We start from the raw sequence: 22,545 nt of genomic DNA on the forward strand, positions 1-22,545 counted from the left end.
GGCCGGCGCGGTCAGGCGCCGACGGTCAGGAAGGAGGCGGCGATGGCCATGCCGGCCAGCACGAGGACGATCACGATGGCCCACAGCGGCGCCTTCTGCGTGCGCATGGACCAGGCGGCGCCGAGCAGCAGCCCGCCGAGGGCGAGGTAGAGGACGGACCAGTAGGGCATCAGAGGGTCTCCAGCCAGTTGCGCAGCAGCTGCAGCCCGGCGTCCCCGGACTTCTCGGGGTGGAACTGCGTGGCCGACAGGGGGCCGTTCTCCACGGCGGCGATGAAGTCCGCGCCGTGGTGCGCCCAGGAGACCTGGGGCGGACGCATGGCGGAGATCGTCTGGTCGAACTCCCATTCGAGCACGCCGTAGGAGTGGACGAAGTAGAACCGCTCGTCCTCGATGCCCGCGAAGAGGGCGCTGCCCTCGGGCGGCCGGACGGTGTTCCAGCCCATGTGGGGCAGGACCTCGGCGGGCAGCTCGGCGACGACACCCGGCCACTCCCCCATGCCTGCGGTGCGCTCGCCGTGCTCGACGCCGGCGTCGAAGAGGATCTGGTGGCCCACGCAGATGCCGAGGACGGGTCGGCCCCCGGCCACGCGGCGGCCGATCCAGCGGGTGCCGCCGACCTCGGTCAGTGCCCGCATCACGGACGCGTACGCCCCGACGCCGGGCACGAGCAGCCCGTCGGCCTCCTGCACGGCCTGCGGATCGCGCGTGAGCTCGACCTCCGCGCCGGCCCGCTCCACGGCACGCAGCGCCGAGTGCACGTTGCCCGAGCCGTAGTCCAGGACGGCGACGCGCGGCCGCACGCCGGGGACGGTGGTGGGGCGGGCCATCAGAGGGCGCCCTTGGTGGAGGGCACGCCGGTCATGCGGGGGTCGTCCTCGACGGCGGCGCGCAGGGCGCGGGCGAAGGCCTTGAACTGCGCCTCGACGATGTGGTGCGGATCCCGGCCTCGCACGACGTCCATGTGGAGGCAGATCGCCGCGTGGTACGTGATCGACTCGAACACATGGCGGGTCATGGAACCGGTGAAGTGCCCGCCGATGAGGTGGTACTGCTGGCCCTCGGGCTCGCCCTCGTGCACGAGGTACGGCCGGCCGGAGACGTCGACGACGGCGCGCGCCAGCGCCTCGTCCAGCGGCACGGACGCCTCGCCGAAGCGGCGGATGCCGGACTTGTCCCCGAGCGCGGTCTTGAGCACCTCGCCCAGGGTGATGGCGACGTCCTCGACCGTGTGGTGCACGTCGATGTGCGTGTCCCCGGTGGCACGGACCGTCAGGTCGATCTGGGAGTGCCGGGACAGCGCGGTGAGCATGTGGTCGTAGAACGGCACGGTGGTGGAGATTTCAGCGCGGCCGGTGCCGTCCAGATCCATCTCGACGTACACGTCCGACTCGCTCGTGGTGCGCGTCATGCGCGCACGGCGTCCGGAGATCAACTCGGCTGCCACGGGTCCTCCTCGGGCTGGGTCCGCACCGGTCCGGGACGGGTGCGGGGGGATGCGGGTGCGCGCGGCCGGTGCCGGCGGGCCGGGGCGCCGCGCGCGCTGTCCCTATCCTAGGGAGCCGGGCGGACGCCGAGACTCCGGTGACGCCTCAGGACCGGTCCCCGGTCTCGCCGAGGACCTCCGCGAGAGCGGTGAGGAACGCCGTCGTCTCCGCCTCGGTGCCGGCGGTGACGCGCAGGTGGTGCGGGATGCCGACGTCCCGCACGAGGACGCCGCGGTCGAGCAGGCGGCGCCACACGTCGGACGCGTCCTCGAGGTGACCGAAGAAGACGAAGTTCGAGTCGGACACCGAGGGCCTCAGTCCCAGGCCGCGCAGGGTGGAGACGATGCGGTCGCGCTGGGCCTTGATGTCCTCCACGGTGCGCAGCAGCGCGTCCACGTGATCGAGGGCGGCCTCCGCCGTGGCCTGCGTGACCGCGGAGAGGTGGTACGGCAGGCGCACCAGGCGCAGGGCGTCGGCGACGGCGGGGTCCGCGGCCAGGTAGCCCAGGCGCGCGCCGGCCAGGGCGAACGCCTTGGACATGGTGCGCGTGACGATCAGCCGCTCACGGCCGGGCAGGAGCGTGAGGGCGGAGCGGGTGCCGGCGAGGGCGAACTCCGCGTAGGCCTCGTCCACGACGACCATCGCGCCGGGCCCGCCGGCAGCCTCGTTCTCCGCCTGCGCGGCGTACACGGCCTCGATGGTCGCCAGGTCCAGGGCGGTGCCCGTCGGGTTGTTGGGGGAGGCCAGGAAGACGACGTGCGGACGGTGCTCCCGCACCATGGCCGCCGCGTGCTCGGCGCTGAGGCTGTGGTCTTCGGCGCGGCCGCCGTCCACGAACACGGTGTCCGTGCCGCCGGCCAGCAGCGGGTACATCGAGTACGAGGGCAGGAAGCTCAGCAGTGTCCGCCCGGGGCCGCCGAAGGCCTGGAGGATCTGCTGCAGGATCTCGTTGGAGCCGTTGCCGGCCCACACGTGATCCGCCGTGAGGCCGTGGCCGAGGTAGCCGGCGAGCGCGCGGCGCAACCCCGTGAACTCGCGGTCCGGGTAGCGGTTCAGCCCCCCGGCGACGGCCGCGACCCGCTCGGCGATGGCGGCGGCGACCTCCTCCGGCACCGGGTGCGTGTTCTCGTTGGTGTTGAGCATGTACGGCACGTCCAGCTGGGGGGCGCCGTAGGGGCTCAGGCCGCGGAGGTTCTCGCGCAGGGGCAGAGTGCTGAGGTCGGTCATGGCCGCCAGTCTAGGAACCGTGGAGGGCGAGGCCCGCCGTGCGTCACCGCATGGCCGGGACGAACAGCTCCTCACCCGGGGCGGGTGCCCGGCCCTCGAGCCCGTTGAGCTCGTCGATCGTGGCGATCACCTCGTAGACGTCCGCCTCCGGCGCCACCGTGGTGGCGATGGTCCACAGGCTGTCCCCGGGCATGACCGTGACGGACTGGGTGGCCGGTCCCGCGGTGTCCGCGGACACCGCGGCGGGCGACAGCAGCACACCCAGGAAGAAGGCGGCCGCCAGCGTGGCGGCCACGGCCGCGGCGATCACGGGGATCCCCCGCAGCACGAGGCGGCCGCGGCGGGTCAGACGGATGGTGGCCGGACGCGGCCGCGCCGTCGCGGGCGAGCCGGCGAACTGGGCGGTGGTGAGCGTCATGGTGTCCTCCTCCGGGGCGGATGCCCTCCAGGTGATCGAACATGTGTTCGAATCCGTTCGAATGCCTTTCTAGCACAGGTGTTCGAGACATGCCACGACGAGATCGAACATATCTTTGAAGGAGAGGCGGCTCTCCTCTAGGCTCGAGGCCATGCACGGACGCCCCGGAACGCCCCGGGACCGCCAAGACACAGGCAACCAGCGGGGGCGGACACGGTAAGCGTCCGGACGGCAGCCGGACGCCGGAACACGAGTCCGGCCACCATCACCCCGGGAGAACGGACGGCAGCCATGAGCACCACCGACGATCAGCCGGCGGCGCGCGCGCCGCTCACCGACCGCCAGCGGCGGATCGTGCAGACCATCCGGGACGCGATCGCCGACCACGGCTACCCGCCCTCCATGCGCGAGATCGGCGACGCCGCGGGCCTGGCCTCGCTCTCCTCCGTCACGCACCAGCTGGGCCGTCTCGAGCGGCACGGCTACATCCGGCGCGACCCCGGACGCCCGCGTGCCCTCGAGGTGCTGCTCGACGTGGACGGCACCCCGCTGGGCGAGGCCGCCTCCCCCACCGCTGCGCCGTCGTCGCGGGTCTCCGCGATCCCCGCGTGGCACACCGGCGCAGACGAGGCGGACAGCGTGCCGGTCCCCTGGGTCGGCCGCATCGCGGCGGGCGGCCCCGTCCTGGCCGAGCAGCAGGTCGAGGACGTCATGGCGATCCCGCGACGCCTCACGGGCGAGGGCGAGCTGTTCATGCTGCGCGTCACGGGCGACTCGATGGTGGACGCCGCGATCTGCGACGGCGACTGGGTGGTGGTGCGCCGGCAGGACACGGCGGAGAATGGCGACATCGTCGCGGCCCTCCTCGACGACGAGGCCACCGTGAAGACCTTCCGCCGCCGCGACGGGCACACCTGGCTCCTCCCCCAGAACACGGCCTACGAGCCCATCCTCGGCGATCACGCCACCGTGATGGGGCGGGTCGTCACGGTCCTGCGTTCGCTCTGACCCGCTCCCTCCGGCCGGGCCGACGGCCCGAGGCCGAGCGAGGTCAATCGCCCGAGGCGAGCCGTGCCAGCACCCCGCGGACGACGTCGCGGTCCGTGGTGCGCCAGAAGTCCGGCAGGGCGCTCGTGATGTAGCCGCCGTACCGCTCGGTGGCCAGGCGGGGGTCCAGCACGGCCACCACGCCGCGGTCCGTCACGGAGCGCACGAGGCGCCCGGCGCCCTGGGCCATGCGCACGGCCGCATGCGTGGCGGAGATCCGCATGAACCCGTTGCCGCCGTGCCGGGCGACGTCCCGGGTGCGGGCCTGGGAGAGCGGGTCGTCCGGCCGCGGGAACGGGATGCGGTCGATCACCACGAGCCGCAGCGAGTTCCCCGGCACGTCCACGCCCTGCCACAGGCTCATGGTCCCGAACAGGGACGTGTCCGGCTCCTCGGAGAACTGGCGCACGAGGGCGGAGAGGGTCGCGTCCCCCTGGCACAGGATCGTGGTCTTCGGCCCGAGCCGACGGCGCATCTCGGCGGCGGCGTCCTCGGCCGCCCGGCGCGAGGAGAACAGGCCGAGGGCCCCGCCCCGCGACGCCCTCAGGAGCGCCTCGAGCTCATCCAGGGACTCGGGCGAGGCCGTCCGGCCGGGCCGGGGCAGGTGCCGGGCCACGTAGAGCACCCCCTGACGCGGGTAGTCGAAGGGGCTGCCGACGTCGAGGGCCTCGAACTTCGGGGCGTCCGGGCCGGCCAGGCCCACGTCGCCGGCCACCGAGTCGAACCGGCGCTCCCCCGAGCCCACGGTGAGCGTGGCGGAGGTGAGCACCGTCGTCGCCTTGCCGAACAGGCCCTCCCGCAGCTTGCCGGCCACCGAGAGCGGGGCCACGTAGAGCTGGGGCGGGTCGGTCTCGTCCCCCGGCTGCCAGCCCACGCCGGGCTCGAAGTGGCCGGGGCGGGTGGCCCACAGCACCTCGGGGAAGTCGGCCTCGGGCCGGGCCGCGAGCATGCGCTCCACCACCTCGAGGACCTCGAGGATCCGCGAGCGCGCCATCTGCCGTCCGCCGTCGGCGTCGGCCTCCTTGTCCTTGTCCTGGCCGAGGTCGGACAGGCACTGGCGCGCGGCCGTGAGGACGCCGGTGAGGGCCTGCTCCTGGACCTCGTCCGGGCCCGCGGCGATCAGACCGGACGGAGTGTCCGTGAACGCGCGGTCCAGGGCCGCCCCGGCCTCGATCAGGTCCTCCACGGCCACGGTGGTGTGGCGGCGCAGCGAGGTGGCCGCGCCGTGCACGATCGACCCGGACAGCTGCCCGGTGACCGCACCGGTCACCCGGTCCTGCAGCTCGTGGGCCTCGTCCACGACGACGGCCGAGTACGCCGGCAGCACCGCGAGGCCCTCGAAGGCGCTGATGGCGAGCATCGCGTGGTTGGTGACCACGACGTCCGCGTCCGCCGCGTCCGCGCGGGCACGCTCGGAGAAGCACTCCTCGGCCTGGGGGCAGCGGGACGCGCCGAGGCAGTCGACCGCGGTGACGGAGACCTGCCGCCACGCGCGGTCGGTGACGGGGACCTCGAGGTCGTCGCGGTCCCCGGTCTCGGTCTGGTCCGCCCACGCCCGCAGGTACATGACCTCCTTGCCCAACAGGGAGGAGGGCCCGGCGGCGCCGTCCGTGGCGGAGCCGATCACCCCGCCGTCGTCGGCGACCGTGAAGAGGGCCTCCTCGCCCTCATCCCCGGGGTAGCCGCCGTCCACCTTGTGGCGACAGAGGTAGTTGGAGCGGCCCTTGACCAGGGCGACGACGGGCTCGCGAGGCAGCTCGTCCTTGAGCGCCTCGACCAGCCGGGGGGCGTCCCGCTTCATGATCTGGGCCTGCAGGGCGAGCGTGGCCGTGGCGACGACGACGGGGTCCTCCTGCGTCATCGCGTGCTGGATCGCGGGGATCAGGTAGGCCAGGGACTTGCCGGTGCCGGTGCCGGCCTGCACGAGTAGGTGGCGGCGCGACTCGAGGGCGCGCGCCACCTGCAGCACCATCTCCCGCTGGCCCGCGCGGTGCTGGCCGCCGGTGGCCTGCACCGCGGCGTCCAGCAGGCGCAGTGCCTCGCGCTCGTGCTCCGTGCGGGGCTGCGCGCCGCCCGCCCCGACTTCCTCCGCCCCGCCGCTCACAACGCGTCCGCCTCCACGACGAACTCGGCGAAGTCCGGCGCGATGTCCTCACGGACCAGCACGGACAGGCGGGTGCCGCCCTCCTCGTAGCCCTCGGCCAGGATCTCCGCGTCCGCCGAGTGGAGGCGGGAGACCAGCTCACCCCGGGTGAACGGGATCAGCAGTTCGAGCCGCACGTCCGGCCGCGGGATGGTGGCCGCGATGGCGCGCTCGAGCTCGTCGATGCCCTCGCCGGTGCGCGCGGAGACCACCACGGCGTGGGGCTCCTTGGACCGGATCCGGGCGACGACGGCCGGGTCCGCCGCGTCCGCCTTGTTCAGCACGATGATCTCGGGGATCCGGTGCGCGTCCACCTCCGCGAACACGGAGCGCACCGCGGCGATCTGGCCCTCCGGGTCCGGGTGTGAGCCGTCCACGACGTGCAGGATGACGTCCGCGTCCGCGACCTCCTCGAGGGTGGAGCGGAACGCCTCGACCAGCTGCGTGGGCAGGTTCCGCACGAAGCCGACCGTGTCCGAGAGGGTGTAGCCGATGCCGTCCGGCGTCATGGCCCTGCGCACGGTGGGGTCCAGCGTGGCGAACAGGGCGTTCTCCACGAGCACCCCGGCGTGGGCGAGGCGGTTGAGCAGGGACGACTTGCCGGCGTTGGTGTATCCGGCGATCGCCACGGACGGCACCCGGTTGCGACGACGGTTGGCGCGCTTGGCCTCGCGTGCCGGCTTCATCCCGGCGATGTCCCGGCGCAGCTTCGCCATGCGGGTGCGGATGCGGCGGCGGTCCAGCTCGATCTTGGTCTCGCCGGGGCCGCGGGAGCCGATGCCCTCGCCGGCGGCGGCACGGCCGCCGGCCTGCCGGGACATGGACTCGCCCCAGCCGCGCAGGCGCGGCAGCAGGTACTCGAGCTGCGCGAGCTCGACCTGGGCGCGGCCCTCACGCGAGCTCGCGTGCTGGGCGAAGATGTCCAGGATCAGCGCGGTCCGGTCGATCACCTTCACCCGCACCACGTCCTCCAGCGCGCGACGCTGAGACGGGGCGAGCTCGGAGTCCACCACCACGGTGTCCGCACCGGAGAGCGCCACGATCTCGGCGAGCTCCTGCGCCTTGCCCTTGCCGAGGAACGTGGCCGGGTCCGGGGTGGCGCGGCGCTGGATGACGCCGTCGAGCACCTCCGAGCCCGCGGTCTCGGCGAGCGCGGCGAGCTCCCGCAGGGAGTTCTCCGCATCCTCCGCGGAGCCCTCGGTCCAGACGCCCGCCAGCACCACGCGCTCCAGGCGCAGCTGGCGGTACTCGACCTCGGTCATGTCCTCGAGCTCGGTGGACAAACCCTGCACGCGCTTGAGGGAGTGGCGCGCGGCGAGCTCGTCCTGGTCGCCGTCGGCGTCCGTGTGCCCGTCCTCGCCCTCGTCCAGGGCGAGTGCGCGGCCCGCGAGCGCGCCGGAGCGGTCCGGGGCGCCGGCGTCGGGGGCGTCCCGGTGCTCGGCGGCGCCGTCCGCGGAGCCGTGCCCGGTCGCCTCGCGCTCGGAGGCGCGGCGAGCGTCATCGGCGGCCAGGATGCGGTCGATCACGGCCTGGATCTCGTCCTCGGAGCCGTGGGCGCCCTGGGGGCCGGGGGTGTGCTGGTTCTTCTCAGTCATGGTCTCCTCTGGGCCGCCGCGGTCGGGTGGCCCGATGCTCTCAGGGTAGAGGGGTGCGCGGACGCGTTAGGCAGCTGTCCGCAGGGGGCGGACGTGGCGGGTGACGCGCACGGCCGTGTGGGCAGGGGTCGGCGCCGCGCTGCGACGATCTCGCGGCGGCTCCGTTCGCGGGAGGAAGGTGAGCACGCGGCACCGCAGCCACGAGGTCTCGTCGGCGGGCGTGCAGGGGCGGACCACATCGTCCATGGTGGGATCTCCATCAGGTGCCGGGGCGCGCTCGACGGCCTCATCCGAGGCGGGCGCGCGAGGGGGCGGGGGCGGGCAGTGACGCGGGGGCGTCAGCGCAGGAAGATCCACATGGGCGTCGAGTGTACCGGGCGGCGCGTGTGGGCGACAGGGGCCCCGGCGCCCGGTCCGCTGACGACGCGCACGTATCCTGCGGGCATGACCGCGTCCCCCTCCCCTGCCCCGCCGCAGCCCGGCCGGACGGGCCGGGCGACCGTCGTCGTGATCGGCGCGGGCCAGGCGGGGCTGTCCGCCGCCTACCACCTGCGCCGCCGCGGCTTCGTGGGGCTGACTCCGAACGACGACGGCGCCGCCGGCGTCCCCGAGGACGCCCCCGGCACGTTCGTGGTGCTCGACGCGGAGACCGCCCCGGGCGGGGCCTGGCAGCACCGCTGGGACTCGCTCACGATGGCCACCGTCAACCACATCCACGAGCTGCCCGGCGACCCGGTGCCGCCGGCCGACCCGGCCGCGCGCGCCAACGCCCTGCTGCCGGCCTACTTCGCGGACTACGAGGCACGGTTCGCCCTGCCGATCCGGCGGCCCGTGCGCGTGAGGCGCGTCGAGCGGATCGGCGAGCCGGGACGTGCGCGCGGGTTCTTCGTCCGCACGGACGGGGCGCCGGGCACGTGGCGGGCGGACTTCGTGGTCAACGCGACCGGCACCTGGACGTCCCCGCGGTGGCCCTCGGTGCCCGGGATGCGCTCGTTCCGCGGCCGGCAGCTGCACACCCATGACTACGTGTCCAAGGACGAGTTCGCCGGGCAGCGGGTGGTGATCGTGGGCATGGGCGTCTCGGCGACGCAGCTGCTGGCCGAGACCTCCACGGTCGCGGACACCCTGTGGGTGACCCGCCGCGAGCCGCGGTGGCAGGACTCGGCCGCGCCCGGCGCCCTGGCCGAGTCGGTGCGCGGGGTGGACGAACGGACCCGTGCGGGCCTGCCGCCGGGCTCCGTGGTCGAGGCGACCGGGATGCACCGCTCGTCCTGGGTGCGCGAGGCCGAGACACGAGGCGTGCTGGTGCGCCACCCCATGTTCACGGCCGTCGAGCCGGACGGGGTGCGGATGCCCGACGGCTCGTTCGAACCGGCGGACGTGATCCTCTGGGCCACCGGCTTCCGGCCGGCGATCCGGCACCTCGCTCCCCTGCGGCTGCGCACGCCCGCCGGCGGCATCCGCGTGGCGGGCGGGCGCGCCCTGGACGAGCCGCGCCTGTTCCTGCTCGGCTACGGGCCCTCCCAGTCCACGGTCGGGGCCAACCGCGCCGGGCGCGACGCAGTGCGCGCGATCCTCGCGGACCTGGCCGGGCCGGCATCGGGCTGAGGGCCGCCACGACCCGCTGGCTACCATGGTCGCCGTGAGCTCCGCATCCCACTACTTCGACGCCGACCCCTCCGCACCCGAGCGGCGCCGCACCGTGCGGACACGCCTGGCCGGCCGCGACGTCGAGGTCCAGACGGCCAACGGGATCTTCTCCCCGGACGGTCTGGACAAGGGCACCGCGGCCCTGTTCTCGGCCGTGCCCGCGCCGCCGGCGAGGGGCCGGTTCCTCGACGTCGGCGCGGGCTGGGGGCCGGTCGCCCTCACGCTGGCGCTGCGGTCGCCCGAGGCGGAGGTGACCGCCGTCGAGGTCAACGACCGCTCCCTGCAGCTGACCCGCGACAACGCCGCGGCGCTGGGCCTCGGCAATGTCGTGGCACTGCGGCCGGAGGACGTCCCCGAGGGCGCGGAGTTCGACCTCATCTGGTCCAACCCGCCCATCCGGATCGGCAAGCCGGCGCTGCACGCCCTGCTGGAGCGGTGGCTGCCACGACTGGCCCCCGGCGGCGAGGCCTGGCTGGTGGTGCAGAAGAACCTCGGCGCGGACTCGCTGCTGCCGTGGATCGGCCGGATGCTCGAGGAGCGCGCGCCCGGCCGGTTCACCGCGGAGCGGGCGGACAGCGTCAAGGGCTTCCGGATCCTGCGGGTGGCGCGGGCGCGCTGAGGCGCCGTTTCCCGAACGACAGCGGTTCGTGACCCGCCGTTTCCCGAACGAAAGCGGTCAGGCGGTGAGTTCGCCGTCGAAGACCAGCTCGGCCGGGCCCGAGAGGACCACGTGCTCGGCCCCCTCCGGGCCCGGCACGACGTCGACGGCCAGCACGCCGCCGGGCACCTCGACGAGCCACGAGTCCGAGCCCTGGTCGCCCGACCACGCGCGCATCGCCACAGCCGCCGCGCACGCGCCCGTCCCGCAGGACTGGGTCTCGCCCACCCCGCGCTCGTGCACGCGCATCCGCACGCGGCCGACGCCCTCGCGCACGAGCGGCTCGTGCGCGGCCACGAACTCGACGTTCGTGCCGTGCGGCGGAGCCGGGTCCACCTCGGGGGCGCGGCCCAGGTCCAGACCCTGCAGGTCGGCGAAGGAGGCCAGCGGGACCACGGTGTGGGGGTTGCCCAGCGACACGCTCAGCGCCGGACGCGGATCGGTGAGGCCGTGGGCGAGGACCATCGAGTCCGACGCCGCCTCCTCCGCCAGCTCGGGGTCGAGGTAGGACCAGGGGCCCATGTCGATCGCGTAGCCGTGCTCGAGCCGGGTCACGGCCTTCACACCGGCGCGCGTGCCGATGGTGATCGACCGGCCGGGGGCCAGGTCCACGAGGCCCTTCTCGACCAGGAAGTGCACGAAGACGCGCACCCCGTTGCCGCACATCTCGGCGATCGAGCCGTCGCCGTTGCGGTAGTCCATGAACCACTCGGCCTCGGGGTGCTCGGCGAGCAGCGCCGCACCCTCCGGCAGGCGCGCGGACCGCACGGCGCGGATGACGCCGTCGGCGCCGATCCCCCGGTGCCGGTCAGCCAGCCGTGCGACGCGCTGGGCGTCGAGCTGCGTGTTGCCGTCCGGGTCGGCGATCAGCACGAAGTCGTTGCCCGTGCCATGGCCCTTCGTGAACGGCACGCGCGGCGCGCTCGCGTGGAGGGGGTCCTGGGCGGCGGGCGCCGCGGGCTGCTCGGTCATGGGCCCAGTCTAGGTGGCGCCCCCGGCGACGACGGCGAGCGCCTCCGCCACGACGTCCTCGCCCTGCGCGTCGAGCCAGACGACGCGCGGGTCGGCCCGGAACCAGGTCTCCTGGCGTCGGGCGAACCGGCGCGTGGCCACGACGGTCTGCTCGGCCGCCTCCGCCTCGGTGAGCTCGCCGTCGAGGACGGCGAGCATCTGGGCGTAGCCGATCGCGCGGGACGCGGTCGGTCCCTGCCGCAGCCCGTCCGGCCCGGGGACGTCAAGGCGGCGGACCTCGTCCAGCAGGCCCTCGGCCAGCATGCGCTCCACCCGGGCCGCGATCCGCCGGTGCAGCTCGGCCCGGTCCAGGCGCAGGCCGAGCTGCACCACGGGGGCGACCTCCGGGGCGTACGTGCGCTCCGGCATGAACGCGGAGAACGGGCGGCCCGTCAGCCGGCACACCTCCAGCGCGCGCACGATGCGGCGGGCGTCCTGCAGCCGCTCCGCCGAGACCGGGTCCAGGGCGGCCAGCTCGGCCCTCAGCCCGGCCAGGCCCTCCCGCTGCGCGCGCGCCTCCAGCTCGGCCCGCAGCGCCGGGTCCGTGGGCGGGAACTCGAGCACGTCCAGCGCCGCCCGCACGTACAGCCCGGAGCCACCCACGAGGATCGGGGTCCGACCCCGCGCGCGGATCTGGTCGAACAGGTCGCGGGCCGCGGACTGGAAGGCCGCCACCGAGGCCTCCTGGCCGACGTCGAGCACGTCCAGCTGATGGTGCGGGACGCCCTCGCGTTCAGCCTGGGTGACCTTCGCCGTGCCCACGTCCATCCCCCGGTAGAACTGCAGGGCGTCCCCGTTGACCACCTCGCCGTCCAGCGCGTGCGCCAGGGCGACGGCGAGGGCGGACTTGCCCGTCGCCGTCGCCCCGACGACGGCGACGACGGGCGGCCGGGCCGCGGCGGCGGACATCAGGACCGCGGGCGCAGGGTCGGCATGCCGAGGCTCGTGGCCCCGGAGCCGCCCGCCGTGCCGGGGGCGGGCGCGCCGCACGACTCGGCCTGGGCGCGGTCCCACGCGTCGCCGGCCCGGGAGCGGCGCAGGACGTAGTCCTGTGCGGTCGGGTCGGCGACGGCGAAGAACGGGTGGGCCTCGGTGACCGTCACGGTGACGAAGTCGCCGGGGCGGGGGGTCTCGGCGCCGGCGGGCACGGAGAAGTGCACGAGCCGGTTGTCGGGTGCGCGCCCGGACAGGCGGCCGCGCTCCGCGGCCTTAGAGCCGGAGTCGGCGGTGACGAGCAGCTCCTGGCGGGTGCCGACGAGCGTGGCCATCTCCTCGGCCGAGATCCGGTCCTGCAGGGCCACGAGGCGCTCGAAGCGCTCCTGGACGACGGCCTTGGGCACCTGGTGGTCCATCTCCCCGGCCGGGGTCCCAGGGCGGATGGAGTACTGGAAGGTGAACGCGGAGGAGAAGCGGGAGGCCTCGACCACGCGCATCGTCTCGGCGAAGTCCTCCTCGGTCTCCCCGGGGAAGCCGACGATGATGTCCGTGGTGATGGCGGCGTGCGGGATGCGCTCGCGCACCTTCTCCAGGATCCGCAGGAACTTCGCGGACCGGTAGGAGCGGCGCATGTCCTTGAGCACCTTGTCCGAGCCCGACTGCAGGGGCATGTGCAGCTGCGGCATGACGTTGGGGGTCTCGGCCATCGCGTCGATGACGTCGTCCGTGAACGCGGCCGGGTGGGGGCTGGTGAAGCGGACGCGTTCGAGGCCCTCGATCTCCCCGCACGCGCGCAGCAGCTTGGCGAACGCGCCGCGGTCGCCGAACTCGACGCCGTAGGTGTTCACGTTCTGGCCCAGCAGCGTGACCTCGACGGCGCCGGCGTCGACGAGCGCCTGCACCTCGGCGAGGATCTCCCCGGGGCGGCGGTCCTTCTCCTTGCCGCGCAGCGACGGGACGATGCAGAACGTGCACGTGTTGTTGCAGCCCACGGAGATGGACACCCAGCCGGAGTGGGTGGAGTCGCGCTTGGTGGGCAGGGTGGAGGGGAACACCTCGAGCGACTCGAGGATCTCGATCTCGGCCTCGGCGTTGTGGCGGGAGCGCTCCAGCAGCACGGGCAGGGAGCCGATGTTGTGGGTGCCGAAGACGACGTCCACCCACGGGGCCCTGCGCTGGATGGCGGCCTGGTCCTTCTGGGCGAGGCACCCGCCGACGGCGATCTGCATGCCCGGGTGCGCGTCCTTCACCGCACGCAGGTTGCCGAGGTTGCCGTACAGGCGGTTGTCCGCGTTCTCGCGGACCGCGCACGTGTTGAAGACCACGAGGTCGGCCTGGGCGTCCTCGGCGACCGGGGCGTAGCCGGTGGACTCGAGCAGGCCGGAGATGCGCTCGGAGTCGTGCACGTTCATCTGGCAGCCGAAGGTACGGACCTCATAGGTCAGACCCTCGTGCGGGCGCGCGGCGGCGCCGTCCTGCGCGAGCGGGGTGGTGCGGGGGGTGGGGTCCGTCAGAGTCACCGCACCATTCTAGGAACTCCGGGCGCGGCCCGGATCCGCTCACTCCTCGTGCTCGGCGAGGACCTCCTTCACGACGGCGAACGCGAGGCCGCCGCCGTAGCCCTTGCGTCCCAGCATGCCGACGAGGCGGCGGGTCACCTTGTTCCGCTCGGCCCGGGCCTCCGGCGAGGCACCGCCGGGGACGGTGCGGCCCCGCAGCCGTCGGCGCACGAGGTCGAGGGCGGCGGTCCGTTCGTCCTCGCCGTCGATGGCCTCGAGCGCCTCGGCGGCGATCTCCCGGTCCACGCCCTTCTGCTGGAGCTCGTGCCCGAGGGCACGGCGCGCCAGGCCCTTGCTTCGGTGACGGCTGCGGACCCAGACCTCGGCGAAGGCGGCGTCATCCACGAGGCGCACCTCCTCGAAGCGGTCGAGGACGCGCTCGATCAGCTCGGGCTCGGCCTGGCGCTCGGCGAGCTTGCGTTCGAGCTGGCCGCGGGAGCGGGGGCCCAGGGCGAGCTGGCGCAGGACGACCTCGCGTGCGGCCTCCTCGCGCTCACGCGGTGCGGTGGGCAGGGGCGCCGGGCCGGGGCGACGTCGGGGGCGGTCGGTCTCGACGGCGGGGCGGGGATCCACGGCCGGGCGTCCCTCGTCGCGAGGACGGCCACGCCGCGGGGGCGTGGTGGCCCGCTTCCGGCCCCGGCGCTCGATGTCCGCCCGGGTGTCCTCGCGCCCGGACCAGGGCAGCGCACGGGGCCCGGCGCCGGGCGCGGGACTGGGCAGATCGCTCGCGCGAGTCAGCAGGGCCCCGAGATCCGGTGCTGCGCCGGGGGCGGGATCCGAGCCGTCCCCCGCGGGGGTTCCGGCGTCGCGCGCGGGCACGGCGTCCCGCGCGGCGTCCGCGTCGGACGACGTCGGCTCCGGTGCGCCGGCCAGGTCGAGCCACATCCGGCCCACGTCCGAGTCCCGGGCGTCGTCGAACGCGGACGCACCGGAGGCGGAGCCGCTCCGGCCGGTCGTCTCCGACCGGTGGGCGGCCCCGCCTCCGACGTTCCTGCGCGATCGGGTCATCCGACGGCGGTGTCCCCCGGAACCGCGGTCAGGGCCGGGGCCTCGTCGTCCTCGGCCTCCGGGGCCACGCCGATGCCGAGCTTCGTGAGGATGCGCTCCTCGATCTCGTTGGCGAGGTCCGGGTTGTCCTTGAGGAAGCGACGGGCGTTCTCCTTGCCCTGCCCGAGCTGGTCCCCGTCATAGGTGAACCACGCGCCGGACTTCTTGACGATGCCCTCCTCGACACCCATGTCGATCAGGCCGCCCTCGCGGGAGATGCCGACCCCGTAGAGGATGTCGAACTCGGCCTGCTTGAAGGGCGGGGCCATCTTGTTCTTGACGATCTTCACGCGGGTGCGGTTGCCGACGGGGTTGCCGGCCTCCTTGAGGGTCTCGATGCGGCGGACGTCGATGCGCACGGACGCATAGAACTTGAGCGCCTTGCCGCCCGTGGTGGTCTCCGGGGAGCCGAAGAACACGCCGATCTTCTCGCGCAGCTGGTTGATGAAGATGGCCGTGGTCTTGGTCTGGTGCAGGCGGCCGGTCACCTTGCGCAGCGCCTGGGACATGAGGCGGGCCTGCAGGCCGACGTGGGAGTCGCCCATCTCGCCCTCGATCTCGGCGCGCGGGGTCAGCGCGGCCACGGAGTCGATGACGACGATGTCCAGGGTGCCCGAGGAGACGAGCATGTCCATGATCTCCAGGGCCTGCTCGCCGGTGTCCGGCTGGCTGACCAGCAGGGCGTCCGTGTCCACCCCGAGCTGGCGGGCGTAGACCGGGTCCAGGGCGTGCTCCGCGTCGATGAAGGCCGCGATGCCGCCGTTGCGCTGCGCGTTGGCCACCGCGTGCAGGGCCAGGGTGGTCTTGCCCGAGGACTCCGGGCCGTAGATCTCCACCACGCGGCCGCGCGGCAGGCCGCCGATGCCCAGGGCCACGTCCATGGCCACCGAGCCCGTGGGGATGACCTCGACGGGTGCCTGGGTCTGGTCCCCCAGCCGCATGACGGAACCCTTGCCGAACTGCTTGTCGATCTGGGCGAGAGCGGCCTCGAGGGCCTTCTCGCGATCCGTCACCTTGCTCATCCTTCACCCCTAGCTCTGGTGGTGCTGCCGCGGACGCTGGAGCGCCCGCCTCGGTCATGTCCGTGAATCTACGGGGGGGCGGCGGACACGATAAGCGTGGCCGGCCCCGCCTGTGCACGAGATCACCCCGTCGCACTGCTGTGCAGGACTCTACCGCATTCTTCGAACACGTGTTCGAACAGGGGCAGTGCCCCGCCAGCGCGTCGCGGCGTCAGCGTTTCGGCGGCACGTCCCGACCGAGACGCCGCTCCTGCGGGATCTCATGCAGGTCGCAGACCGCCAGCCAGACCCGCCGCGGGTCCACGCCGGCGGCGAGCGCCGCCGTCGCGGTGGTGTCCAGGCCGGGCAGGTGCAAGGAGTCGGCCACGAGGCCGGCCCGGGCGGGGCCGAACTCCTCGTCCATCAGCCGGCGGAACTCGCTCTCGCGCACGGGCGGTCCTCTCTGTGGTCGGTCGCGGGGTCAGGGACGGGGACGCAGACGGCGCGGGCGCCCCGAGACGGGGCGCCCGCGCCGTGGGTGTGGCGGGGTCAGCGGCCGGCCAGCGAGCCCAGGCTGGGGTCCGTGAGGTCGTCCGGCAGGGTGTCCGGGACGACCATGCCCTCCTGCTCCACGAGCCGGTCCGAGACCTCCCGCAGCAGGTAGGACAGCGGGATGTCCAGCGCCTGGCAGATCGAGGCCAGCAGCTCGGAGGAGGCCTCCTTCTGGCCGCGCTCCACCTCCGACAGGTAGCCGAGCGAGACACGGGCGTCGTGCGAGACCTCGCGCAGGGTGCGGCCCTGGAGCTGCCGGACGTCGCGCAGGACGTCGCCGATCTCGTGGCGGAGGAGGGGCATGCTGCGCTCCTTGATGTCGGGGGCGGCCGCGCGGGGACGGGGCTGGTCATCGACCCAGCGCGTGATTCCGTGGGAATGGACGGGATGTCGCATCATGTCTATCGCCTGCTCCTGGACTTTTCCTGAAGGGCGCCGGGCCGCGGGCCTGATCCCGCGGGGCACTCTTCTTGACTCGTTACATTCAACGTCGGGCGGGGTCGCGTTCATTCCCGACACATGGTCTCCTCCGCCGTCAGGCCCTCGGCGGCCCCGTCGCCCTCGTGCCGCTCCGAGCGCCGATGCCGTTCCCGCAGGGAGTACGTGGCGTTCCGGATGCGGTCGGAGTCGTCCAGGCTCGAGCCGACGGCCCCGGCCATCGTGCCCATCGACGCCGCGAGCCACACGAGCCGCACGTAGTCGCCCACGCCGCCGGGCTGGTCGAGCTCCTCCTCCAGATACTCCACGGGGATGATCATGAGCGCGACCAGCAGCAGCGTGACGAAGAGCAGGACGTAGACCACGGTGCAGGCCAGACCGACGGTGAGCACGGTGGAGAGGTTGTCCAGCCGCGAGCTGTGCCGGTGGGTCGCACCGTGCGTCCACAGGCCGTTCGTGGTGACCAGCCACGCCACCAGCAGCACCACGGACAGCACGCTGACCGCCGCGAGCCGCACCGGGGACATCACGCTGGAGAGCACCCAGATGGAGCCGAAGAACACGCCGTAGGCACCGGCCGCACTGGCCGAGGCGATCGTGAACGTCATATCCCGCGGCATGAGCAGCGGCCGGTTGGCCATCACCATCCCGGCCAGCAGACGCAGCGTGCCCGCCCAGCCCTTCACGTACACCGTGGACGTGCGCCGGGACCCGCCGCCCATCCCGGTGGTCGTGGTCACGTCCGCGTCGACGTCGACCAGCGGGGCGATGCCCCGCAGCGCGTCAGTGTCGGGCTCGGGGGGCTCGTCCGCCGGGGACGGGCCGCCGTCCTCCTCCACCTCGCCGGACTCGTCGGAGGACTGCACGTCCAGCTCCCCGTCCGGCGGGTCCACGTGGGGGGCGGTGTCGATGTGCTCGACGATCCGCAGCACCGTCTCCCGCAGCCGGCGGGCCGGGGTGATGACCCCCAGCGCCGGTACGCACACGACGCCGACCCGCAGCTGCGGCACGACGTCCGCCACCACGCCGCGCCGGTGGTCGAACCGGGGCAGGTCGACGACGGCGACCACCGTGTCCCATCCCCGCCCGTCCGCGAGGGAGCGGACCGGCTCCTCCAAGACCATGCCCCCGGTCGCACCGACCGGCAGCGACTCCTGCCGGGTCTCGACCCGCCAGCCGCCGGGCTGCGGCAGGCGTTCGTCGAGCCGGTCCTCGACGTCCCCGGCGATGCGGCGCACGAGGGCCCACGGGGTGCCCGGGTCGGCCACGAGGCCGATGACGCGGGGGCCCGGGGCGTCGTCGCCGTCCTGCGGCGCATGCTCGGGCGGGGTGGGAGGCGATGCGGTCTCCATCGCGCCGAACCTACGCGGCGGGGCGGGCCGGCACCAGGGACGGGGCGCCGAGGCGGGTCGGTCGGCGCCCCCATGCAGCCTCAGTGGCCGCAGCCGGCGAGCAGGCGCGTCAGGGCCTGCAGCGCCGCGGCGACGGTGGCCTCCCGGATCGCGGCCCGGTCGCCGTCGAGCCGGAGGAGGATCGCGGTGGCCGCGCCGTCGCGCTCGCCGCCGAGCACGTCCAGCGCGCTCGCGTCCGCGTCGGGCACGGCCAGGCCGAGCCACACGGTGCCCACCGGCTGCCCCTGGTGCGGCTCGGGCCCGGCCACGCCCGTGGTGGCCACGCCGACGTCGGCGCCCAGGGCCGCCCGGGCGCCGAGGGCCATCCGCCGGGCCACGTCCGCATCCACCGCCCCGACCCGCGCGAGCAGGTCCTCCGGCACACCCAGCAGGCCGGTCTTCACGGCGTTCTGGTAGGCCACCACGCCGCCGTGCAGCACGGCCGACGCCCCGGGGACGTCGGCCAGGCGCGCGGCCAGCAGGCCGGCGGTGAGGGACTCCCCCGTCGCCACCGTGAGGCCCGCGTCCGCGAGCGCGTGCACCACGTCCCGGGCCGCCGCCGTGGTCATCGCCTCAGGCCCCCCGCTGGGCGGCGAGGGCGTCCCGCCGCAGGATCCACGCGTCCTTGACGTACTCCAGACCGGTCAGCACCGTCAGCACGGTGGCGGCCCCGATGACCACCCAGCCGGCCCACGGCCACCAGCCGCCCACGAGCGGAGCCAGGGGCAGGAGCAGCAGGCCGATGCCCACGGTCTGCAGCACGGTCTTGAGCTTGCCGCCGCGGCCGGCCGGCATCACGCCGTAGCGGATCACCACGAAGCGCATCAGGGTGATGCCCCATTCACGCACCAGGATCACGATGGTCACCCACCACCACAGCTCGCCCAGCAGGGAGAACAGCACGAGGGCCGTGCCCGTGAGCAGCTTGTCCGCGATGGGGTCCGCGATCTTGCCGAAGTCGGTGATCAACCCGCGGGCGCGGGCGATGTCCCCGTCGAGCTTGTCGGTGTACATGGCCGCCGCGAACAGCGCCAGCGCGACCCAGCGGGCGACGAGCGAGTCGCCGCCCCACGGCCCGCCGGCCCACAGCGCCCAGGCGAAGAAGGGCACCATCAGGATGCGCACCGAGGTCAGGATGTTCGGCAGGTTCCAGGCGGACACGTGCTGCGCCCCGCCCGCCGTGCTCATCTGCCCGTCAGCTGCCACGCGTCCTCCGATCCCTCGTCGTCGTCCTCATCGTTCCAGTCCACGGCGGCCGGGCGCGAGTCCAGATCCTCCTGCACCAGGTCGCGCGGACCGGACGACGCCGAGGCGTCGCCGTCGCCGGAGGTGGCCGAGGGCGGGGTGTCTCCGGAGATGGTGGCGAGCACGTCCGAGAGGTTGTCGGGCTTGACCAGCACGTCGCGGGCCTTGGAGCCCTCGGAGGGGCCCACGACGCCGCGGGACTCCATGAGGTCCATGAGGCGGCCGGCCTTCGCGAAGCCCACCCGCAGCTTGCGCTGCAGCATGGACGTGGAGCCGAACTGCGTGGTGACCACGAGTTCGACGGCCTGCAGGAGCAGGTCCAGATCGTCGCCGATGTCCTCGTCGATGACCTTCTCGGTCTTCTCGGGGATCACGTCCTCGCGGTACTGGACCTGCATCTGCGACTTCACGTGCTCCACGACGGCGTGGATCTCGGACTCGTTGACCCACGCACCCTGCACGCGCATGGGCTTGGACTTGCCCATCGGCAGGAACAGGGCGTCGCCCTGGCCGAGCAGCTTCTCCGCGCCGGGCTGGTCCAGGACCACGCGCGAGTCCGTGACCGACGACGTCGCGAACGCCATGCGCGAGGGCACGTTGGCCTTGATCAGGCCCGTGACCACGTCCACGGACGGCCGCTGCGTGGCGAGCACGAGGTGGATGCCGGCCGCACGGGCCAGCTGGGTGATGCGCACGATCGCGTCCTCGACGTCGCGCGGGGCGACCATCATCAGGTCCGCGAGCTCATCCACGATGACCAGCAGGTACGGGTACGGGCGCAGCACGCGCTTGGAGTCCGGCGGCAGCTTCACCTGGCCGGCCCGGACGGCCTTGTTGAAGTCGTCCACGTGCTTGTAGCCGAACGCCGCGAGGTCGTCGTAGCGGGTGTCCATCTCCTTGACGACCCACTGCAGCGCCTCGGCCGCCTTCTTCGGGCTCGTGATGATCGGGGTGACCAGGTGGGGCACGCCCTCGTACGCGGTGAGCTCGACGCGCTTGGGGTCCACCATCACCATGCGCACCTCGTCCGGGGTGGAGCGCATGAGGATCGAGGTGATCATCGAATTCACGAACGAGGACTTGCCGGCGCCGGTGGCGCCCGCCACGAGCATGTGGGGCATCTTCGCGAGGTTGGCCACCACGTAGCCGCCCTCCACGTCCTTGCCGACGCCCATCACCATCGGGTGGTCGGTGCGCTGGGCGGCCTGCGAGCGCAGGACGTCGCCGAGGGCCACGACCTCCTTGTCCGTGTTGGGGATCTCGATGCCGATCGCGCGCTTGCCCGGGATGGGGCTGAGGATCCGCACGTCCGAGGAGGCCACCGCGTACGCGATGTTCTTCTCCAGCGCCGTCACCTTCTCCACCTTGGTGCCGGGGGCGACCTCGACCTCGTAGCGGGTCACCGTCGGCCCGCGGGAGAACCCGGTGACCTGGGCGTCCACCTTGAACTCGGTGAACGTGGTGGTCAGCGCGGCGACGACCCGGTCGTTGGCCTCGGAGCGCTCCTTCGGCTGGGGCCCGGCCGGGAGCAGGGCCGACTGCGGCAGCGTGTACGACACGTCCCCGCCCAGCTCGGACTGGGTGCCGCGGGCCGGCTCGGCGGTCACCGGCGGCACCGGCGCGGGGGTGCTGGCGGGCACGGCGGAGGACGACGACGGCGCGGCGGTCCCGGAGCCCTGACCTGGGGCGTCGTCCAGGGCGAACGGGGTGTCCTCCCCCGCGTCCTCCTCCAGGGCTGTGGCGGCCGGGGCGGCGGCCTCGCGCTGGGCGCGGGCGTGTTCGCGCACCTGCTCGAGGGCACGGTCCGCGGCCGTGGGCCGGCGCACTCCGGCGGGCGGCTGCGGCTCGGCGTCCGCGTCCTCGGGCGCGTCGTCCTCGTCCACCCACGGGTCGAAGTCGTCCGAGGCGTCCTGGTCCGCGTCCCGCGGGTCACGCGCGTCTGCGGCGGCCTGCTCGGCGTCGAACACGCCCTGCTCTCCGCGAGCGGCCCGCCGCGGGGCGGGTCGGGGCAGGACCTGGGTGGTCTCGGCCTCGGGGGCGGCGTGGGAGCCGGCCTCGGCCTCGTGGATCACCGGGGAGTCGTAGGCGGTGCCGGCGGAGTGCTCCGAGGCGGCGTCGGCGGCCTGATCCTCGCGTGCCCGGCGCCCGCCGAACAGGCGCGCGAACAGGCCCGGCCGGGAGGCCCCGGCGGCGTGGGAGCCGGCTGCCGGTCCGTCCAGGTAGGACTGGTCGTGGTCCGGGTGGGTGCGCCCGGTCTCCGCGTCCACGGAGAGCGGGGTGGCGAGGTCCTCGGCCTCGCGGCGCACCTCACGGGCCCGGCGCCGCTCGTCGCGGCGGGCGGCCCGCTGCTCGGAGGCGCCCTCGGGGTCCTGGCCCGTGAGCCAGTTGTAGCCTCCCGCGAGCCGCTGCGGGATCGCACCGACGGGCGTCGCGGTGAGCACGAGCACCGAGAAGAAGGCCAGCAGGATCATGAGGACCCAGACGGGCACGGGGGTCAGCAGGGAGGCCAGCGGCGCCGTCGCCAGGTAGCCGACCATGCCCCCGGCACCGAGCATGTCCTCGAAGGCCTCGGCGGCCGAGGGCACACCGCCCACGAGGTGGGCGATGCCGGAGCCGGCGACGGTCGCCATGAGCAGGCCGATGATGATGCGCCCGTTGGCGCGATGGTCCGTGGCGTGGCGGAAGCAGCGCACAGCCACGACGAGCAGGGCGATCGGCACCAGGAGGGCGAACCACCCGACGGTGCCGCCCACCACCCCGTGCACCACGCGGCCGACGGCGGTGCCGCGCAGGCCCCACCACTCCACGGCCGCGATCAGCGCGGCGAGCAGCAGCAGGAGCAGGCCGGTGCCGTCACGGCGTTCCTCGCGGTCGATGCGCACGTCCGGGCCGAGCTTGCGGAAGCCGGCGCCGACCGGCGTGGCCAGCCCCATCCACAGGGTGTGCAGGGCGCGCAGGGGCGCGGCGGGCCGGTCGGTCTCGGGGACGGTCGCGGTCGACCCCTTCCGTCCGGAGCCTCGGCGTCCGGCGGAGCCGGAGCGGGACGTGGCGGAGGAGGAGGACGAACGCGTGGGGGAAGTACGGGTCGCCATGCCCACCAAACTACCGCGAACCGCGGACACGGCAGGCATGGCGACCCGG

The 22,545-nt window shown here is 74.0% G+C and carries 21 protein-coding genes; 3 read left to right on the forward strand and 18 right to left on the reverse strand.

From position 1 onward, the window contains the following. Nucleotides 1-11: 11 nt before the first annotated feature. The 5 genes from SOY78_RS08915 to SOY78_RS08935 form a co-directional block, all read right to left on the reverse strand. Nucleotides 12-170, reverse strand: coding sequence for a hypothetical protein (locus SOY78_RS08915; protein WP_004167696.1), 159 nt, complete (start codon nt 168-170; stop codon nt 12-14). Next, nucleotides 170-829, reverse strand: a complete 660-nt coding sequence (gene hisH / locus SOY78_RS08920) for an imidazole glycerol phosphate synthase subunit HisH (RefSeq protein ID WP_036383340.1) — start codon at nt 827-829, stop codon at nt 170-172. The genes SOY78_RS08915 and hisH overlap by 1 nt, the downstream gene beginning before the upstream one ends. Next, nucleotides 829-1,410, reverse strand: coding sequence for an imidazoleglycerol-phosphate dehydratase HisB (hisB, locus tag SOY78_RS08925; protein ID WP_152743305.1), 582 nt, complete (start codon nt 1,408-1,410; stop codon nt 829-831). The genes hisH and hisB overlap by 1 nt, the downstream gene beginning before the upstream one ends. Before the next feature lie 181 nt (nt 1,411-1,591). After that, on the reverse strand, nt 1,592-2,713 hold the full coding sequence (locus SOY78_RS08930; protein WP_036383342.1) for a histidinol-phosphate transaminase: 1,122 nt from the start codon (nt 2,711-2,713) through the stop codon (nt 1,592-1,594). 43 nt (nt 2,714-2,756) lie between these two features. Continuing rightward, complete coding sequence (locus SOY78_RS08935; RefSeq protein WP_004167706.1) at nt 2,757-3,131, reverse strand: LysM peptidoglycan-binding domain-containing protein; 375 nt, start codon at nt 3,129-3,131, stop codon at nt 2,757-2,759. A 291-nt stretch (nt 3,132-3,422) separates the two neighbouring features. Here SOY78_RS08935 and lexA point away from each other — a divergent pair, with 291 nt between their 5' ends. Continuing rightward, nucleotides 3,423-4,139 carry a transcriptional repressor LexA gene (gene lexA / locus SOY78_RS08940; protein ID WP_020628152.1) on the forward strand — a complete coding sequence of 239 codons (717 nt, stop codon included), beginning with the start codon at nt 3,423-3,425 and terminating at the stop codon, nt 4,137-4,139. A gap of 43 nt (nt 4,140-4,182) precedes the next feature. Here the strand turns inward: lexA and SOY78_RS08945 are convergent, their stop codons facing one another. Together SOY78_RS08945 and hflX are read right to left on the reverse strand one after the other, a co-directional pair. Further along, nucleotides 4,183-6,282, reverse strand: coding sequence for an ATP-dependent DNA helicase (locus SOY78_RS08945; protein ID WP_036383346.1), 2,100 nt, complete (start codon nt 6,280-6,282; stop codon nt 4,183-4,185). Further along, nucleotides 6,279-7,916 (reverse strand): GTPase HflX, encoded by a 1,638-nt coding sequence (gene hflX, locus SOY78_RS08950; RefSeq protein ID WP_324701447.1) that lies wholly within the window; start codon nt 7,914-7,916, stop codon nt 6,279-6,281. The genes SOY78_RS08945 and hflX overlap by 4 nt, the downstream gene beginning before the upstream one ends. A 444-nt stretch (nt 7,917-8,360) precedes the next feature. Here hflX and SOY78_RS08955 point away from each other — a divergent pair, with 444 nt between their 5' ends. Both SOY78_RS08955 and SOY78_RS08960 read left to right on the forward strand, forming a co-directional pair. After that, entirely contained in the window at nt 8,361-9,524 is a 1,164-nt protein-coding gene (locus SOY78_RS08955; protein ID WP_135039696.1) for an NAD(P)-binding domain-containing protein, read from the forward strand. A 25-nt stretch (nt 9,525-9,549) separates the two neighbouring features. Continuing rightward, entirely contained in the window at nt 9,550-10,185 is a 636-nt protein-coding gene (locus SOY78_RS08960) for a class I SAM-dependent methyltransferase (RefSeq protein WP_036384239.1), read from the forward strand. A gap of 57 nt (nt 10,186-10,242) precedes the next feature. Here the strand turns inward: SOY78_RS08960 and dapF are convergent, their stop codons facing one another. The 11 genes from dapF to SOY78_RS09015 form a co-directional block, all read right to left on the reverse strand. Continuing rightward, the gene (dapF, locus tag SOY78_RS08965) at nt 10,243-11,196 is read right to left on the reverse strand and encodes a diaminopimelate epimerase (RefSeq protein WP_036336799.1); all 954 of its coding nucleotides are present in this window, start codon (nt 11,194-11,196) and stop codon (nt 10,243-10,245) included. A 9-nt stretch (nt 11,197-11,205) separates the two neighbouring features. After that, nucleotides 11,206-12,144: a tRNA (adenosine(37)-N6)-dimethylallyltransferase MiaA gene (gene miaA, locus SOY78_RS08970; protein ID WP_036336805.1), complete on the reverse strand. Its 939-nt coding sequence runs from the start codon at nt 12,142-12,144 to the stop codon at nt 11,206-11,208. After that, a complete protein-coding gene (gene miaB / locus SOY78_RS08975) occupies nt 12,144-13,691 on the reverse strand; it encodes a tRNA (N6-isopentenyl adenosine(37)-C2)-methylthiotransferase MiaB (RefSeq protein ID WP_020628159.1) in 1,548 nt (515 codons plus the stop codon). Before miaB ends, miaA begins: the two co-directional genes overlap by 1 nt. 39 nt (nt 13,692-13,730) lie before the next feature. After that, nucleotides 13,731-14,738, reverse strand: coding sequence for a regulatory protein RecX (locus SOY78_RS08980; RefSeq protein WP_036384237.1), 1,008 nt, complete (start codon nt 14,736-14,738; stop codon nt 13,731-13,733). Then, nucleotides 14,735-15,799 (reverse strand): recombinase RecA, encoded by a 1,065-nt coding sequence (recA, locus tag SOY78_RS08985; protein WP_036384235.1) that lies wholly within the window; start codon nt 15,797-15,799, stop codon nt 14,735-14,737. Before recA ends, SOY78_RS08980 begins: the two co-directional genes overlap by 4 nt. A gap of 211 nt (nt 15,800-16,010) precedes the next feature. Continuing rightward, nucleotides 16,011-16,229, reverse strand: coding sequence for a DUF3046 domain-containing protein (locus tag SOY78_RS08990; RefSeq protein ID WP_002856506.1), 219 nt, complete (start codon nt 16,227-16,229; stop codon nt 16,011-16,013). A gap of 98 nt (nt 16,230-16,327) precedes the next feature. Beyond that, a complete protein-coding gene (locus SOY78_RS08995; RefSeq protein ID WP_036315027.1) occupies nt 16,328-16,729 on the reverse strand; it encodes a helix-turn-helix domain-containing protein in 402 nt (133 codons plus the stop codon). Nucleotides 16,730-16,836: 107 nt separating this feature from the next. Continuing rightward, nucleotides 16,837-18,120, reverse strand: coding sequence for a hypothetical protein (locus SOY78_RS09000; RefSeq protein WP_135039869.1), 1,284 nt, complete (start codon nt 18,118-18,120; stop codon nt 16,837-16,839). An 80-nt stretch (nt 18,121-18,200) separates the two neighbouring features. After that, the gene (locus tag SOY78_RS09005) at nt 18,201-18,728 is read right to left on the reverse strand and encodes a CinA family protein (protein ID WP_036384231.1); all 528 of its coding nucleotides are present in this window, start codon (nt 18,726-18,728) and stop codon (nt 18,201-18,203) included. 4 nt (nt 18,729-18,732) lie between these two features. Beyond that, entirely contained in the window at nt 18,733-19,347 is a 615-nt protein-coding gene (locus SOY78_RS09010; protein ID WP_036384229.1) for a CDP-alcohol phosphatidyltransferase family protein, read from the reverse strand. Continuing rightward, nucleotides 19,344-22,496 (reverse strand): FtsK/SpoIIIE family DNA translocase, encoded by a 3,153-nt coding sequence (locus SOY78_RS09015; protein ID WP_324701448.1) that lies wholly within the window; start codon nt 22,494-22,496, stop codon nt 19,344-19,346. The genes SOY78_RS09010 and SOY78_RS09015 overlap by 4 nt, the downstream gene beginning before the upstream one ends. Nucleotides 22,497-22,545 lie beyond the last annotated feature (49 nt).

This window comes from Micrococcus sp. HOU01 (assembly GCF_035609305.1).
GTDB classification, from domain to species: domain Bacteria; phylum Actinomycetota; class Actinomycetes; order Actinomycetales; family Micrococcaceae; genus Micrococcus; species Micrococcus luteus.